Here is a 16,124-nt window from a genome sequence, read left to right as displayed (position 1 = left end):
GGGTAAAGTTTTCAAAAATTTACCCATAGATTAGATAATGTATATAAATTAACTTTCTATTAGATTCATTTTTTCTAAATAATTTATAAAAGAATCTCTAATTTCATCTGTTCTATCAATAATATCTTTTTCATTAAAATCTTCTTTAGTCATTAATATTTGAAATTCTTCAATTCCAGTACCTTCCTTTTGTACCCCATCATTAGTAGTATACCCTTGATAATATATTTTTTTTTCTTTAAATCTATAATCTGCGGCTCTAATATTTACATAATTTTCAAGTAATATTTTATTACCAATTAGTTCAATATTCTTTTTATTCTGTAAATCACCATCTATATCATACCTTTTTTTAGCATAAATATGCTCTATATGAAAACTTTTATCTGAATCAAATATTTTTTGCTCTTTCTGATAAAATGCCCACCATGCAAGCATTGATTTAGTAATTGGTCTATTATTAGTAAATGTATTATAGTCAGCAAACATTTGAGCAATTAATTCTTTATTAATTCTATGTCTTTTAAAATCAATTTGACTATTATTTATAATATTTACTAATTCAGCAAATACTGGAATTTTTAATGCACTTATTCCTGGTTTTATTAATGAATAACCAAAAATAAATGCAATTATTTTATCTAAAAAGAAACAAAAATCTTTCTCATCTAATTCATTATTTTTATTTTTATATTTAAAAAAATAAGTTGTAACTAAATATGTCCACATACTATTAGGGGAGTATTTTAAAACAAATAATTTTTGTAATATTCTCTTAGAAAAACAATCATCTTGTCTGTATATCTTTAACCAAAAATCAGCTAAAAATTCTAAATCATTAAAAGTATCTTCACTGCATAATAGTTCATAGTTGTTTTTTTCATAAAATTTGCGTAATCCTTCAACTGTTGTATTGCTAATTTTTTGTTTAGCTCTTTTATAATACATGTAGCGTGTAAATAGCTCATCCATTGGAGCACCATAAGTTACAGCGAATATCTCTTTATAAATATTCTCTAAGTCCTTCCACATAAAAAAGGGAGCAAAAGCTCCCTTTATCTAGTATTTATTTGCTGATTTCTTCTAATATTCTTGATACTTCTGGCAGAAGCTGTTTTTTTCTTGAAAGGACACCCGGAAGAAAGAACAGTTTATCCTCTAATTTTTTATAGCCTAATATCTGTTCAGCTGGAGCAAAGCCTGTTGTTAAAAGCTGACTTTCTTCTTTAATAATGTCTGTAACAAGCAGCATCATCCAGTCAAGTTTATTATTTTCCTTTATGTTGGATAATTCATTTTTCAATTTGTCTTTTACTTCTCCAAGCTGAGTTAATGTTACTGTCTCTGCCTGACTTATACCAAAACGAATGCCGTATTCTTCAAATATTTTAAAATCTGTGCCTATAATATCTTTTGCAGAGCGGGAAGTAAGAGAATCTGTTGCTGAGAATATCTCTACACCATATTCTTTTGCATCTACTTCACATAATGATGCTAAATCATTAATAGCATTAATATCATCCTGTGTTGTTGTTGGCGATTTCATAATAACTGTATCGCTGAGCATTCCACCAAGCAGAAGAAGTGCATATTTTCTAGGAATATCAACTTTGTATGTTTTAAAAAGCTGATAAACAAGTGTGCATGTGCTGCCAACAGGTTTTGCATAAAATGTAACAGGACTGCTTGTTTTTATAGTGCCAAGCCTGTGGTGGTCTACTATTTCCATAAGTTCTGCTGTTTCAATGCCGTCTATCGCCTGAGTAGCTTCATTATGGTCCATCATAATAAGTTTAGCTCTTTTGCGTTTTAAAATATCTGTGCCAGTAATAACACCAATTAATTTACCATCTGATACAACAGGCAGGCTTTTTGTAGCTGATTTACTGATTGCTTCTGCTACACTGTCTATATAATCATAAGGTGCACATGGCTCTACTTTATTTAAAAGTTTACCAATAGGGGTAGCCATTTCTACACAGCGTATAGTTTGAGATGAATCAAATGGAGAATAAAACACCCAGCCTTTATAATTGCCAAAATCAAGCTGTTTACATGCTTCTTCATTAAGTCCAACAATAATAACAGCAGGATATTTTTTTGTAAATGCATCCTGCAGAATATCCTGCCTGTTACCTGTAATTAAAAGAGTGTTTTCTTCATTAGAAACATTTGATACATGCTTGTGAAAATCATCATAGGCCATTGTTGCAACAACAACTGATGCAGAAAATTCTTCTAATTCACCAACATTCAGCACTGTGCCCCTAAGTGAGCGGCGAAGAGAATCTGCTCTTAAAGAAAATACTGGTTTTGCTGCCCTGTCATCTCTTAAAAAAAGCTCTGTTACATCGTTTACTCCAAGCATACCCTCATATACATTTTCTTTATTTATTACAGGTATAAAACGGAGATTTTTTTCTCTTAAAATTCTTAAAAATTTTGAGAGTGGGTCATTTTCTTCTGCAGTAACAACATTTGTAGTCATACTGTCTATGACTTTTGGATATATATCTTTCATATATGCAGGCAGTGCTGCTTCTGCTTTCTGGAATATAAATTTTGTCTGGTCATTAACTGTGCCGCACCTTATAGGCACAAACTCATATTCTTTATTAATCTGTGATTTTAAATAAGCATAGCAAGCAGCTGATGCAACTGAATCAGTATCTGGATTTTTATGACCGCAGATAAACACTTTATTCATAGCTATTCTCCCCCATATTGTGCTATTTGTTCAACTATATCTTTACTTATATACCCTACCATACTGTCTAATAAACTGCCATCTTTATCAAACACAAATGATGTAGGTATAGGATTTATTTGAAAATATGCAAGAAGACTGTTGTCTGCCTGATAGACAGGATAGGTAATGCCAAAATCTTTAACAAATTTAAGTGCATCTGACTGGTTTTTATCAACAGCAATACCAATAATTACAAACTTGCTTTTATCTTTATATTTTTCATAAACTTGAACAAAATCAGGAGTTTCTGCTTTACAAGGCGGGCACCATGAGCCAAAAAAGTTTACAAGCACAACTTTACCGTTATGTTCCTGCAAAACTGATTTAAAACTTTCAGTATTAAGTATTTCCATACTGGATACTGAACTTGTATTTTGATTTTTATTGCATCCAGACATGACAGAAAGCAATAAAATAAACAAAAGTGGTAATAATATTTTTTTCATAAAAACTCCTTTATTTATCATAGTTTAAAATACTGAAAAAGTCAGTAAATTTTTAACTTAAAAGTTATTCTTATATATTAAAATAGTATTTCAAACATTTAAAATAATATATTTATATTAAATTGTAAATATTTTGATGCAGAAAAGCAGAAAATATAATAAGCTGGATTTTATGTAAAAAATGCATAAGAATATTAATATTTTCTTAAAATAAAAATACAGTCTTAAAAATAATTTCAGTTGAAATATTTACTTATCTTTTAAAGCATCACAGTTATTTGTAATATATGGCAGAATATGCTGAGCGAAATAGCCAGCAGAATATAAGTCTATGCTTTTTATTTTATCAAGGATATATGTATATTTTTCAAGAAATGGCTCACAATTTGAAAGTTTAATTTCCTGAATACATTCAATTAAGGCATCTAAATTATCAGCTGCTGTCAAAATAAGACCTTCAATACTGTCATCTTTTCCGTCAAAAATAATTTCTCTGTATATAGATTTATAAGGCTCAGAGATAGAATTAAGCAGGTTTTCTTCTACCAAAGTTTCTTCTACAATGCTTAATGCTTTTTTTACTTCTGCATTAGAATTTTTAGTAGTGCTTATTACATCACCCATAACAGCTTCTGGTATATCATGGTTTAGGGCTTTTCTATAAAGCCTTTTCCAGTCAATCTGTCTGCCATTTTCTTCTTCAATTATCCCTAAAAGCTGGGCAATCTGTGCAACAGAAAAAGAATGTTCTGCAACTGATGACCTTTGATGTAAAAACTCATTTGCCCACCTGCCAATATTGTTTAACTTTCTAGCAGTTGTTATCAATTTGCCAAGATTTTCCATATATCACCTTTCATATATTAATTTTAATATTAATGTTTGTCTACTACTAACTTATATTTTTTAATAACTATTACTGATTTAACACATTTTCTACACCATTATTGCAGGCATTAAATAACACTGTCTGTGGCTTAATAATAAATTGTTACAAATGTAAATCTTTTTTGATATTTCATTAACTTTTTTCTTGATTAATTTATTTGACAATGATAAAAAATATTTATGAATGAATTAAAATATGATATTAAAAAAATAGTGGAGTTTCTAGGGGGCGGTATAGATGAAACAATTATTGCTTCTCTTATTGGTATATTTGTTTCATCTGTAAATGATGAATTTCCTGCATTTGCAGAAGCTGTTGCAGCTGATGACAGGTCTGCTATCCACAAAATAGGCCATAAATTAAAAGGCTCATCAGCTAATCTTGGTTTTGAATATTTTAGAAAACTTTGTGAAGATTTAGAGCAGCATGCAAGAAACGATTTAGATTTTGACTACAAAGCTGCATTTGAACAACTTGGCACAGAAAAGCAGTCTATTGAAGAATGGTTTGATTCAGTAAAAGCTGATTACGGCTTATAAAAAAACTGTTTTAATTTATATAATTAGACTGGCTTTCTTTTACCTTTGTAAACTGTTTATTAGTTTTGGCATCTGGTTTATACTCATCATTAAATATTTCTAAATAATGCTGCAGCTTACCTCTTTTTACAAGCAAATCAGAAATCTCATTACGGTATATTTCTGCCATGTCATCAAGCATTGCTGCAAGCTTCTTTTTGTCTTCGCTGTTTTTTTCGTCATAGTTTTCAGCAATATATTTATCAACAGCATTATTTAGAGCAGATAAAAAATGGCGTATAGATATTATACGCATATCAGTAGTCTCTGCTTCACCTTTTAAAAAATCTTTCAGTATTTTATTTACTAATTTACCATTATTTTCCATACATAGATTAATCGGCAGTATATAAAAATACTTAAAAGAAATTTTCTAAATAAAGGTATTTTATGTGTAAGAGTATAAGACATATGTTACAAAAATAAGTACAACAAAATACCTCTTAGTATATAGTATAAAATTAAGCAAAAAACTAAACTAAACTAAGAGGTATCACAATGAATAAAGTGATAATAACAGAAGAAATGCGATTTCGTCAACGGTTATGTGAGTATGCATTAAAAAAAGGAGCAACGAAAGCAGCCCGCAAATATCAAGTGAACCGTATGTTTGTATACAGGCATTTAAAGAAATATGATGGAACAGTTCAGAGTTTATCTTTTAAAAGTCGTAGACCAAGAACCAGTCCAAATAAGCATAGTAAAGAAGAGCTTGATTTAATATTTAACACATATGCCGAGCATGGTTTGTATGGTAATGCGGAGGTATATGTCAGACTTCTAGAAATTGGTTATAATCGTAGTTTTGGCAGTATGTGTATGCAGATAAGGAAGAAAGGCTTAAAGTCATTAAACAAGTCAAAAAAGAGCTATACAAGATATGAACCAATAACAGGTCAGTATATAGGCGACAAGGTTCAGATAGATATAAAATATGTTCCACAGGAATGTATAATGTTTTCCAGCTATGGTAAAAAATATTATCAGATAACAGCGATAGATGAATACAGCAGAATGAGAGTATTAGAAATAGTAGAAGAAAAAAGCACATTTGAAACAGGTAAGTTTTTAGACGAACTGGAAAATAAATTTGGCTTTCCACTAAAAACAATTCAAGTGGATAATGGCTATGAGTTTGTAAATGATAAGGAAGTTACAAACAAGAAAAGCTATTTTGAAGAGACAGCTGAAAAGAAAGGATATACTATTAAACGAATAAGACCTTATTCACCTTGGCAGAATGGAAAGGTGGAAAGAAGTCATAGAGAGGATGGAAAAATTTTATATGCAAATAATAAATTCTATTCCAAAGATGAATTAATTAAGGCTCTTAAAAAGCATGAAGATAGATATAATAATACTGCTAAAACATGCTTAAATTTTAAATCTCCATATGAGATTGTTATTGAAAATAAATTATTGCTTGATTTATATTAATTTAAGATTTATTTTTTATTAAAAATGTAACATTTGTCCTGTTAGTTAAGAATTTTCTAAATAAAGGTATTTTATGATTATTGACTATTAATTTCAGAAGTATTATTTTATTGCATAATATTATATTTAATATATTATACTTTGACAGCATTTAGATATGTCTGCAAGTTTAGCTGCAGCCTGTATTATAAAACTGCCTGCTGTTTAAAGCAGGTTTTTGCTTTTTAAGGTGATATATGAGTGAATTAAAATATTTATTTGGTCCAGCACCATCAAGAAGACTAGGCAGGTCATTAGGCATAAATATAGTGCCTGCAAAAATATGCTCTCTTGACTGCCTTTACTGTGAAGCAGGCAGGACAAAAACGACTACAATGCGGAGAAAGGCATATTATAAAGCTGAAGATATATTAAAAGAATTTAAAGAAAATTTTGATAAATTTGATGATTTATGCGATGTTATCACAGTAACAGGTGCAGGTGAGCCTACACTTAATTCTGAGCTTGATAATATTATTACAGGCATTAAAGAAATTACAAATAAACCTTGTGCAATTCTTACAAATACTACAACTATTCATATAAATGAAGTGTTTATGAGCCTTTTAAAGTTTGATATAGTTGTTCCAAGTCTGGATGCAGTTATTGACAATATATTTAAAGCAGTTAATCTGCCAGAAAAATCTGTTGATACTGTAAATATTATTGCAGGACTTGAAAAATTTTCTAAAGAATATAATGGAAAACTTTTTATAGAAATACTTTTCTGCAAAAATGTAAATGACAGCAAAGAGCATATTGAAAGTCTTATAAAAGTATTAAAAAACATTAAATGCAGTAAAGTGCAGATTGGAACAATTCACAGACCACCTGCATATAACACTGCCTGCCCTGTAAGTGATGAATTTTTACTTGAAACTGCAAAATTATTTTTAAAACACAATATTTCAGCAGAAGTAACAGGCGGCTTTAAAAATATATATAAAACATCTGCTTCTCTTGATTTAGATGATTTAATACCTGCACTTCTTAAAATGCGTCCATGCACTTTGCTTGATATGAGTGGTGTTTTTGGCAAAAGTGAAAGCGAAATAAAAGAACATATAGATAATTTAATAAAAGCAAACAAAATAAAGGCTGAATATTATAACTCTGATAAATACTATACCACAGTATAATGTCAGCCTGTATATTATTTTTTAATTTTATTTTGTATATTTTGCTCTGCCATTTCTTTTTCATAAGAGCCTATTTTTGAGATTTTATCCATAATATTAGTTATCTCAATTAGTTCAGGCTCTTTTGGCAGCTCTGGTGAAATAAGTGGAGATATTTCTGATACTCGTATTACCCTTTTCCATATATTTATAAATCGCTCTTCACGAAGTTTGTTTTTTGCTACCTTTGCAATCAGCACTTTTTTACCCTTATCATTTACAAGGCTGTTTACTGCATGATAAATTATATAGTCGTCATTTTCCATGCCGCCATACATTATCACATGACCTTTAAAAAATATTAATGTTCTGTATGGCTTAGCATTGCGAAGAACTGCATAAAATTCTTCTTCACTTTTTGGAGCATCTATTAGTTTTTTGCCTACAAGTTTTTGCAGCCCTGAACTTCTTGGAATATCTGCACCAAAAACACGCCATAAGTCACGAACATAAGCAGAGCAGTCTCTAAACCCTGCTTTTCCGCCCCAGTCATAAGGATTATTAAGCTGGCTTTCTGCCATAGATTTCATTAGTTCTTCATCATATACTGCATTGCCTATAACAAATGAGCCGTCTTTTAATACTGCTGTATAGCTGCCATCAGGAGTTAAAACTACTGCTTTATCATCATCCTGAGAAAGAAGCGGCACTTTATCACCAATACCATATTTCACACTGCCTATTGTTATATTATCTTTTATTACTCTTATAAAAGGCATCTGCTGAATACCAGAAAAAGCAACCTGAGAATATATTTTAATTTTTGAAACAGGCACCCAGCCACGCATAAACTCTGTCATAATATAGTAAAATTCTTTGTCTTTTGATTTATGCAGCACAAACACTGGTGCAAAGGCACTTATTCTTGTATACTGATTAGAATCAAATTTTTCATTACCCCTGTGTATTGTATGGTGTGTAGGATAAAGACGCATATTAAGGCTTTCAGTGGTAAAGCCTACCTGCGGCACTACAATAGATGGTATATTGCTTACATTTCTATTATCTTTTATATTTTCTAAGTCTTCTTTAGTCATTGCTCTGTTATCTAGATATGAGCCTTTATATGTAAGCCTGTCAAATGTAACCAGCTTGCTTAATTCATAGCGGCTGATTTCAAATAAATATTTGTTTGTATCTGTATAAAAATAATAAGGTGAAAACTTGCTTTTACCAACTGATGTGTTGGAACAGGAAAGTATCATTGAGATTAAAATAAATGCTGCGACTAATAATATCTTTTTTCTCATATAACCTCCAGTTATTTTTTGTGGTTATTTTCAATTCTGCTTTCATATTCAGATAAGTATGCTGCTGCTTTATCAAATAAATGCTCTGGCACAGTTAACTCTACCATGCTGTCTTTTAAATGTTCTAAAGCCTTTGGAACGACTACATATCCTTTAATTACTGCAGGAATACCTTTTGACATTAAATATGATGATGCACTATCTGCAGCTTTTCTGCTTTTATATTCTCTAATCTTTACCATATAAAGCCATAATATATTATTTTCGGCAAAATGCAATAAAAATTAAGTAAATAATTTTATTCTTTTATATTTATTATTAAATATTTATAAATAAAAGCTAATGAACTGCTGTTACATTTGCTTATATTTTTTTGTGGATAACCTGTGGATAACTTTTTGCTGTAATACTTGTTGAAACTATTGATAATTCAAGGATATATATTTTTATCATTATATATCAATAGTTTATAGAAAAGTATTGATATATAAGGCAAATCTTTTGTCAAGCTTTTTTTTAAAATTATATTGTGGTTAAGCTGTGGATAACTTCTGTTGATAAAGATTGTTTTTTCTGATTTAACAAGCCCTTTACCATGCTGCTTATTTTTTAAGCAGTATATTTTATATGATTTTTTTTATGTATATAACCTTCATTTTACAGCCATTTTGAGCCTGCTCTCCCCCCCCCTGTCATGCTGAGCCAAAGGCGAAGTATCTAAAAATGATAGATATTTTAAATATATTACACATTACTGCAATATATATAATTTAGATTTTTCGCCTGTAAAAGCAGGCTCAAAATGACTTATATGACAAAATTTTTGGATAAGTCATATATTTTATCTGCATTCTGCATAAAAAAAATATCCCCTGATATATGATAGCAAGGGATATAAGCAGATGTATATTATACTGTATAAAATATATTTAACTATTCATCATCTTCGTCATCGCTAAGTTCTACATCAATAAACTGAATTACAAGCTGGCATATATTTCCGTCTTTATCTTCTGCCACATATACAGGATAGTAGCCTTCGCCATAAGGGGAAGAAAAAAGCACTGCATTATTTTTTTCGTTTATACTATAATTTACCCAGTCGCCATCTGGATACTGATATTTTGGATGCTTTTTTGCACTTTTTTCAAGCTCAATGGAATAAATATCTGTATAAGCATCAAAATCTTCATCAGCTTCTTCTCTTTTTGTAAGCTCTTCTGCTAATACATTATAACCATCCCTGTCAATAAAACAGGCAAGACCAGTGTCAACTATTATACCAAAAAAGTCACCTTGATTTTCTATTTCTGACAAATCTTCATCACCATATAATGCTTCTCTATATGAAACAGGGACATTGTCTGTAAATTTTATGCGGACAAGAGCAATAGGGCTTGCCATCTCTTCTTCTTCATCAACTACTATTGATGCAGTAACAGGGAACTCTCCCTTTGGAAAAGTATCAAAAAACGGGCTTACTCCATTATCAAGGCATGCAGTTGGGTCGCAGGCAACAATTTCGCCGGAAGTTATTTTTATATTTCCAAGCTCCAAAGTATCTATTTTGCAGCCTGCTATTTTTCTATCTGTGAAATATTTTTCAAGAGAGTTTTCTGGACACATTATAGATTTCTTTTTATTATAAACTTCAAGCCATTCTTTATTAACTTTCATATCTTTCTCCATTATTTTTTCTTTATTATCATATATTTTGTATAGTTTGTCAAATGCATAATTTTTTGGCATGTTTATCATTTACCATGCAGCATACATTCCTGCAATACCGTCACTGCCTGATAATGTAATATTATCAATATTACCATTCCATTTAGTTATTACAAATCCATACATACTAATCTGTTTATTATTATAGCCTGAATATGTAATAAAGTGACTGTCCTGCCTGTTATATGAATAAACTTCATCAATAAGTGAAGCAAGATTAAAGCCGTTTTTATTATAACCGTCACTGTCTTCTGGATAATTAAATTCTTTTATATTATATCTTGTATCTGTTGTTATATTTCTGCCGGTAACTAAAATCATTTTTGTAAAATCTAAAAACAGTTCATTAAAATTCATATTCACTGCTTCTTCTACAGCTTTCATTCCAGTATATTTGGATAAATATATTTTTTTAATAACATCATCACCAAATCTTATTTGCAAATATCTCATAAAAAGACAGCTTAAGCCGTAATCTTGTGATGAATTATTAGTTATTAATGATATACCCTGTTTTTTATCAAAATAGCTGCTTATATAGCGGTAATGTGGTGCAGCATATCCGCCATAATATTCTGAAAGCATAGAAAGCCCTTCATTCAGCCATGTATTAAGGTTAGGGTTCAAATTATGTCTGCTTCTGCTGTCAAAAAGCACCATGTGCTGAAATTCATGTATAAAAGTAGCTTTTAAATTAATCTCATTATCTACCCAGTTATTATCTCTGAAATAATAATGGTTTACATAAAGCACATCTGCTTCGTTAGATTTAATATTATCAGGTAAATCTTTTAACCTGTATTTATCAGCAGTATAGAAAAAGCCTAATAAATATTGTGGAAAATCTGCAATTAAAAATGAAACTTTTCCATTGCCATCAGTATCTGTTTCTTCTCCATAATATTTGTGTATTATAGCATAATCTTTATCAAAAGCAGTTGTAACTGCATTAATTTGCTCATCAGTTAAATTACTAAGTCCATCCTGCAGGAAAAAATAGGCATATTTAGATACAGCTATACAAGTTGCATTAATTGTAGAAAATGTGTTATTATTTACATTTAAAAGGTTAATATTCTCCCATTTTGTTCCAATTTTTATAATCTGTGGTATAGTTCGCTTTAAAATGCTGCTGTTTTGATTTATTGGCATAATGTTATTATCATAAGTAAACTGCTGTAAATTCTTATTAATGTCATTTATCTTTTCTTTTATACTGTTTCCCACATCAAATGTTTTAGGAAGAATATGGTGTGCTGGTTTTATATACTGCACATGCTTTTCATTTGCAAAAATACTGTAACTGTTTTTTATTATATAATCATTATCATCAGCATTTGCCTGCACATGATAAATAAGAGTATTAAAAGTTTTACTTTTGTTATAATTTACCTGATTAATACCTAATACAAGTGGATTTTCTGAAACAATAGGGGTAGCAGCGGAATTATTTACTTCATCATCAGCACAGCCAGGTAATATTAGAAAAAGCAGCATAACAAATAATTTTTTCATATCATTTTCCATTAAATGCATAAAAATAATATAAATAAGATACTTATAATCTTCAAGTATTATTATAAATAACATATAATTTAAATATATTATACACTGCTGTTATATATAATTTAGATTTTTTGCCTTGAAAATCAGGCTTAAAATGACTGCCATACCAAATTTTTAGTAAGTCCAACATTAGAATAATATATAAAAAAAGCGGGTTTTTTAAGCCCGCTGATTAAGTTTTTATTTATAAATTAGTATGCTCTGCCGCTTCTGGAATTTGCCATAGTAACAAGTTTATTTATTCTATCATCTATTGGTGGGTGAGTAGAAAATAAGCTCATCATTTTCTGTCCGGCAAATGGATTTGCAATAAACATGTGTGCAGTTGCTGGTTTAGCTTCTGCCATTGGATGCATTTCTATTCCGTATGCTATTTTATGTAAAGCAGATGCAAGTGCTTTAGGGTTACCACAGAACTCTGCTCCACGCTGGTCTGCAATATATTCTCTTGAGCGGGAAACTGCCATTTGTATTAATGTTGCTGCAAGTGGAGCAAGTATTATCATAGCAATAGAGCCTATAAAGCCAAGTGGGTTACCGTCTTCATTATCACTATTTCCACCGCCTAATATCATAGACCATTGGAAAATATCAACAATAGTCATAATTGTCCCTGCCATCATTGCAACAATAGTGCCTATTAAAATATCTTTACCATAAATATGAGCAAGTTCATGACCTATAACACCAGCTAGTTCATCATCATCCAGCATATTCATTAATGTATTTGTAACAGCAACTGCTGCATGGTTTTTGTTTCTGCCTGTGGCAAATGCATTAGGTGTGCCGTTCATAATAATGTATACTTTTGGCATAGGAAGTCCTGCACGAGTAGCAAGATTTCTGACTATTCTGTATAATCTAGGATTAGATGCTTCATTTACTTCTTCAGCTTTATACATTTTAAGGACAATTTTATCACTAAACCAGTATGAGAAAAAATTCATACCTACTGCAAAAACAAGTGCTATAATCATACCTGTTCTGCCACCAATCAGATTACCTATAAATACTAATAATACAGTCATTAAGGTAATTAAAAAAACTGTTTTTAAAGTGTTTACTGTTGTCATTTTATTTCCTTTACATAGTTTAATATATTCATAAGTGTAAGCCACTTCTGATATAGCTAGAAATATATTGAATAAAACTTTATATGCAATATTATTTCATATATCATACATAATTTTTACAAAAATATAAAATAATGATAATGTTAAATATTAATGCAGTAACAAAAGATTATTTATTTAAGCATTAATATTTTAGATTTTTTGCTTGTGCTAAAAACAGCATATAGTTTAACTAAAATTTTTATTGCAGTTATTTAGAGCCTGATTTTAAAGGCAAAAATCTAAATTATATATTTTTCAGCAGCACATAATATATTTAAATTATCTTTTTAGATACTTTGCCTTTCAGGCTCAGTAAGATATAATTATCTTAACCTAATACACTGCCTTTTTCTAACTTATAACCAGCTAAAAAGCTTTTAGTATCCATTCTTTTTTTCCCTTCAAGCTGCAGCTCAAATATTTTTAAAGCATTATTTCCGCATGCAATAGTAAAGCTGTCTTTTTCTATATCTATAACAGTGCCTGCAACTGCATTATGGCATATTTCAGCAACTTCGCTTTTAAATATTTTTACTTTTTTATTATCAAGCATAGAATAGCTTGCAGGCCATGGAGTGAATGCTCTAACCATTCTCTCTATATTTACTGCATTATTTGACCAGTCAATAAGCCCCATTTCTTTACTCATCATAGGTGCTTTTACAGCTTTGTTATTATCCTGTTTAACTGGTATAATGCTGTCAAATTCATTTAATGTTTTTATAAGAAGTTCTGCACCAGTAACTGCAAGTTCATCTGCAAGCTCCCCTGCATTTTTTTTAAGTATGTGAGTTTTCGCAGTTAAAAGAATATCACCAGTATCCATACCTGCATCCATAAGCATAGTATCAACACCAGTTTCTTCTTCCCCATTCATAATTGCCCAGTTTACAGGAGCAGGACCTCTGTATTTTGGAAGAAGTGAAAAATGCACATTAATTGGAGCAGTTTTAGGAATATCAAGCACAACCTGCGGCAGTATTTTTCCATAAGCTACAACAGCAAAAAAATCTGGTGATATACTTTTAAGTTTCTCCATAACTTCAGTATTATTCTTGATTTTTTCAGGCTGATATACTTCTAAACCAGCAGTTAATGCATACTCTTTTACAGGTGGGAACTGCACTGCCTGTCCTCTGCCTTTTGGTTTATCTGGCTGAGTAATTACTAATGGAATATCAAATCCATTTTCAACTAATGCTTTTAATGATGGGACTGCAATATCAGGTGTCCCCATAAATACTATTTTTTTCATAAGCTATGATTATATATTAAGAAAATAATTTATCAAGAAAAAATAACATTATCAGCTATTCTTTTTTAAAAAAATTTATGACATATAGAAAAATGCAGGAAACAAAAAACAGCTTGATATTAGCAAAAAATTTTTGTTTAATATAAAAAGTTATATGCCTACACTTAAAAGGCTTGCTGCTTACTATTATGAAAAATGCAAATCAAAAGGGGAATAGGTATAAAAAAGGTATATCTAATGAATGATTTATCAAAATGTATAAAGAGGATATTCTTATATGTATATATTTAACACAGCTATTGTAACAATATTGCAGTCAGAGAATAAATAAAATGATTACAACATTTCTTTTACTACTGCTTGGGGTTATTGTTGGTATATTAGGTGCTATTTTAGGAATAGGCGGCGGCATAGTTATGGTGCCTGTTCTTACTTTTTTGTTTGATATGCCTGTGCATAATGCCATTGCAGTTTCACTTGTAGTAATTACAGCAAACAGTATGTCCACATCAGCAGTTTATTTAAAAACAGGTGCAACAAACTTAAATTTAGGCATAGCATTGTCTATTGCATCAGTTGCAGGTGCTTTAATAGGCAGTAAAACGGCAGTTCATCTTCCACAAAGTGCAGTTATGATAATACTTGGAGTTATCCAGTTTATTATGGCATATCTTACATATATTAAAATGAAAAAAGGCTCTAAAAATCACAGCATTGCAGATATTAAAAATAAAAGTTTTTTTTATGGTGAATATAAAGACAAAGCAACAGGGGATATTGTTAAATACAACCCTGTAAAAACAGGATATAACTTTTTATTCAGTGTTTTTTCTGGGGTATTTTCAGGTTTAAGCGGTGCAGGTGGTGGTGCGATGATTATACCCGGAATGAACTTAATTTCAGATATACCAATAAAAGCTGCAACTGCAACAAGCTCTTTTATAATAGGTTTTACTGCAGCAGCAGGCAGTATTGTATATATGCAGGCAGGATATGTTGATGTAAAAGTTGTATGCTCTATAATATTAGGTATATATGCAGGCACAACAATAAGTATGCGCTATTTTTCTAAAATAACAGATAAGAAAGTATCATATCTTTTGATAGCTCTGCTTTTATTAGTAGCTTTTCAAATGCTTTATGAGGGAGTGAGTTTGCTTGACTGATGTAAGAAATATTATAGCACTTTGTATGAAATATATGTTTTATTTCATACTTTTTATGATACTGTTTTCTTTTTGTATAAATATATTTGAATATTTTGATATAAAGTTTATATCTGCTAAAAGTGAACAGTTGTTTTTTATTTCTGCGATTATTGTATGTATTTCTCCATTTATATGGACACTGCTTTTTATAACAGGCTGTATGTTAAAAGCAAGATATAAAGCAGCACTTATGGGGGCAGTATTATTTATTATGCTTGTGCTTTCATTTGTTATGAAGAGTGTAGGATAGTATAAATTATTTTTTTGATTTGTTTGCCATCATTTTTAAGATAGCAGTTTTATCCTGCTCTCTCATCATAATAATATTAATGCCAGCTTCTCCACTGCTTCGCCATATTACTTTACCTATAAAAGAGCTGAAAGATGGAGTTTCAGGCAGTGTTTGAAAATTCATACATTTAAGGCACTCTTTACCTTCAAGTGCATGTTTTGTTCTAAATTCTAAAATATTACCTTTTTTTAGCACATCATTATGGCGGACAGTCATAGAGTTTAAAGACATACTTATAACATCAATGGTAAAGCACTGACCATAATCAAGAGTTTCTGTTTTATCATCATAAGAGACAAGTGGTAAAACGCACATTTTAGCTTTTATTGAAATATGTCCCAACCGTTTTGCTCTGAAATTAAATAATCTGTTAAACAATGTAACATACTCCTTT

The 16,124-nt window shown here is 30.2% G+C and carries 17 protein-coding genes; 5 read left to right on the top strand and 12 right to left on the bottom strand.

What is annotated here, in order from left to right:
* Positions 1–48: 48 nt before the first annotated feature.
* From N508_RS07235 to N508_RS07220, 4 genes are all read right to left on the bottom strand, one after another.
* The gene (locus tag N508_RS07235; RefSeq protein WP_051350822.1) at positions 49–972 is read right to left on the bottom strand and encodes a GmrSD restriction endonuclease domain-containing protein; all 924 of its coding nucleotides are present in this window, start codon (positions 970–972) and stop codon (positions 49–51) included.
* Positions 973–1,066: 94 nt separating this feature from the next.
* Complete coding sequence (locus N508_RS07230) at positions 1,067–2,707, bottom strand: putative manganese-dependent inorganic diphosphatase (protein WP_023276939.1); 1,641 nt, start codon at positions 2,705–2,707, stop codon at positions 1,067–1,069.
* A gap of 2 nt (positions 2,708–2,709) precedes the next feature.
* A complete protein-coding gene (locus N508_RS07225; RefSeq protein WP_023276938.1) occupies positions 2,710–3,195 on the bottom strand; it encodes a TlpA family protein disulfide reductase in 486 nt (161 codons plus the stop codon).
* Between the two features lie 249 nt (positions 3,196–3,444).
* On the bottom strand, positions 3,445–4,041 hold the full coding sequence (locus N508_RS07220) for an HD domain-containing protein (protein ID WP_023276937.1): 597 nt from the start codon (positions 4,039–4,041) through the stop codon (positions 3,445–3,447).
* A gap of 222 nt (positions 4,042–4,263) precedes the next feature.
* Here N508_RS07220 and N508_RS07215 point away from each other — a divergent pair, with 222 nt between their 5' ends.
* Positions 4,264–4,623: an Hpt domain-containing protein gene (locus tag N508_RS07215; RefSeq protein WP_023276936.1), complete on the top strand. Its 360-nt coding sequence runs from the start codon at positions 4,264–4,266 to the stop codon at positions 4,621–4,623.
* A gap of 10 nt (positions 4,624–4,633) precedes the next feature.
* On the opposite strand, the gene N508_RS07210 is transcribed toward N508_RS07215, so the two are convergent.
* A complete protein-coding gene (locus tag N508_RS07210) occupies positions 4,634–4,990 on the bottom strand; it encodes a hypothetical protein (protein ID WP_023276935.1) in 357 nt (118 codons plus the stop codon).
* Between the two features lie 170 nt (positions 4,991–5,160).
* On the opposite strand from N508_RS07210, the gene N508_RS07205 reads away from it, so the two are divergent.
* A complete protein-coding gene (locus N508_RS07205; RefSeq protein ID WP_076654125.1) occupies positions 5,161–6,099 on the top strand; it encodes a DDE-type integrase/transposase/recombinase in 939 nt (312 codons plus the stop codon).
* Positions 6,100–6,335: 236 nt separating this feature from the next.
* On the top strand, positions 6,336–7,277 hold the full coding sequence (locus tag N508_RS07200) for a radical SAM protein (RefSeq protein WP_023275755.1): 942 nt from the start codon (positions 6,336–6,338) through the stop codon (positions 7,275–7,277).
* 14 nt (positions 7,278–7,291) lie between these two features.
* Here the strand turns inward: N508_RS07200 and N508_RS07195 are convergent, their stop codons facing one another.
* The 6 genes from N508_RS07195 to fmt all read right to left on the bottom strand — a co-directional run bounded on the left by N508_RS07195 (position 7,292) and on the right by fmt (position 14,230).
* Positions 7,292–8,566, bottom strand: coding sequence for an SH3 domain-containing protein (locus tag N508_RS07195; RefSeq protein WP_023275754.1), 1,275 nt, complete (start codon positions 8,564–8,566; stop codon positions 7,292–7,294).
* Positions 8,567–8,577: 11 nt separating this feature from the next.
* A complete protein-coding gene (locus N508_RS07190; protein WP_076654127.1) occupies positions 8,578–8,808 on the bottom strand; it encodes a hypothetical protein in 231 nt (76 codons plus the stop codon).
* Between the two features lie 691 nt (positions 8,809–9,499).
* Complete coding sequence (locus N508_RS07185) at positions 9,500–10,243, bottom strand: DUF4241 domain-containing protein (protein ID WP_023275752.1); 744 nt, start codon at positions 10,241–10,243, stop codon at positions 9,500–9,502.
* 81 nt (positions 10,244–10,324) lie between these two features.
* Entirely contained in the window at positions 10,325–11,809 is a 1,485-nt protein-coding gene (locus tag N508_RS07180) for a hypothetical protein (RefSeq protein WP_143815587.1), read from the bottom strand.
* Positions 11,810–12,051: 242 nt separating this feature from the next.
* Positions 12,052–12,933 carry a zinc metalloprotease HtpX gene (gene htpX, locus N508_RS07175; protein ID WP_023275750.1) on the bottom strand — a complete coding sequence of 294 codons (882 nt, stop codon included), beginning with the start codon at positions 12,931–12,933 and terminating at the stop codon, positions 12,052–12,054.
* Positions 12,934–13,303: 370 nt separating this feature from the next.
* Entirely contained in the window at positions 13,304–14,230 is a 927-nt protein-coding gene (gene fmt / locus N508_RS07170) for a methionyl-tRNA formyltransferase (RefSeq protein WP_023275749.1), read from the bottom strand.
* Positions 14,231–14,562: 332 nt separating this feature from the next.
* Between fmt and N508_RS07165 the strand changes: the two genes are divergently transcribed.
* A complete protein-coding gene (locus tag N508_RS07165) occupies positions 14,563–15,396 on the top strand; it encodes a sulfite exporter TauE/SafE family protein (protein WP_023275748.1) in 834 nt (277 codons plus the stop codon).
* Complete coding sequence (locus N508_RS07160) at positions 15,389–15,688, top strand: hypothetical protein (protein WP_023275747.1); 300 nt, start codon at positions 15,389–15,391, stop codon at positions 15,686–15,688. The genes N508_RS07165 and N508_RS07160 overlap by 8 nt, the downstream gene beginning before the upstream one ends.
* Before the next feature lie 6 nt (positions 15,689–15,694).
* Here the strand turns inward: N508_RS07160 and N508_RS07155 are convergent, their stop codons facing one another.
* Complete coding sequence (locus tag N508_RS07155) at positions 15,695–16,108, bottom strand: hypothetical protein (RefSeq protein ID WP_023275746.1); 414 nt, start codon at positions 16,106–16,108, stop codon at positions 15,695–15,697.
* Positions 16,109–16,124 lie beyond the last annotated feature (16 nt).

It is taken from the genome of Mucispirillum schaedleri ASF457 (assembly GCF_000487995.2).
Classification (GTDB): domain Bacteria; phylum Chrysiogenota; class Deferribacteres; order Deferribacterales; family Mucispirillaceae; genus Mucispirillum; species Mucispirillum schaedleri.
This window is presented reverse-complemented; position numbering and strand designations above follow the sequence as displayed.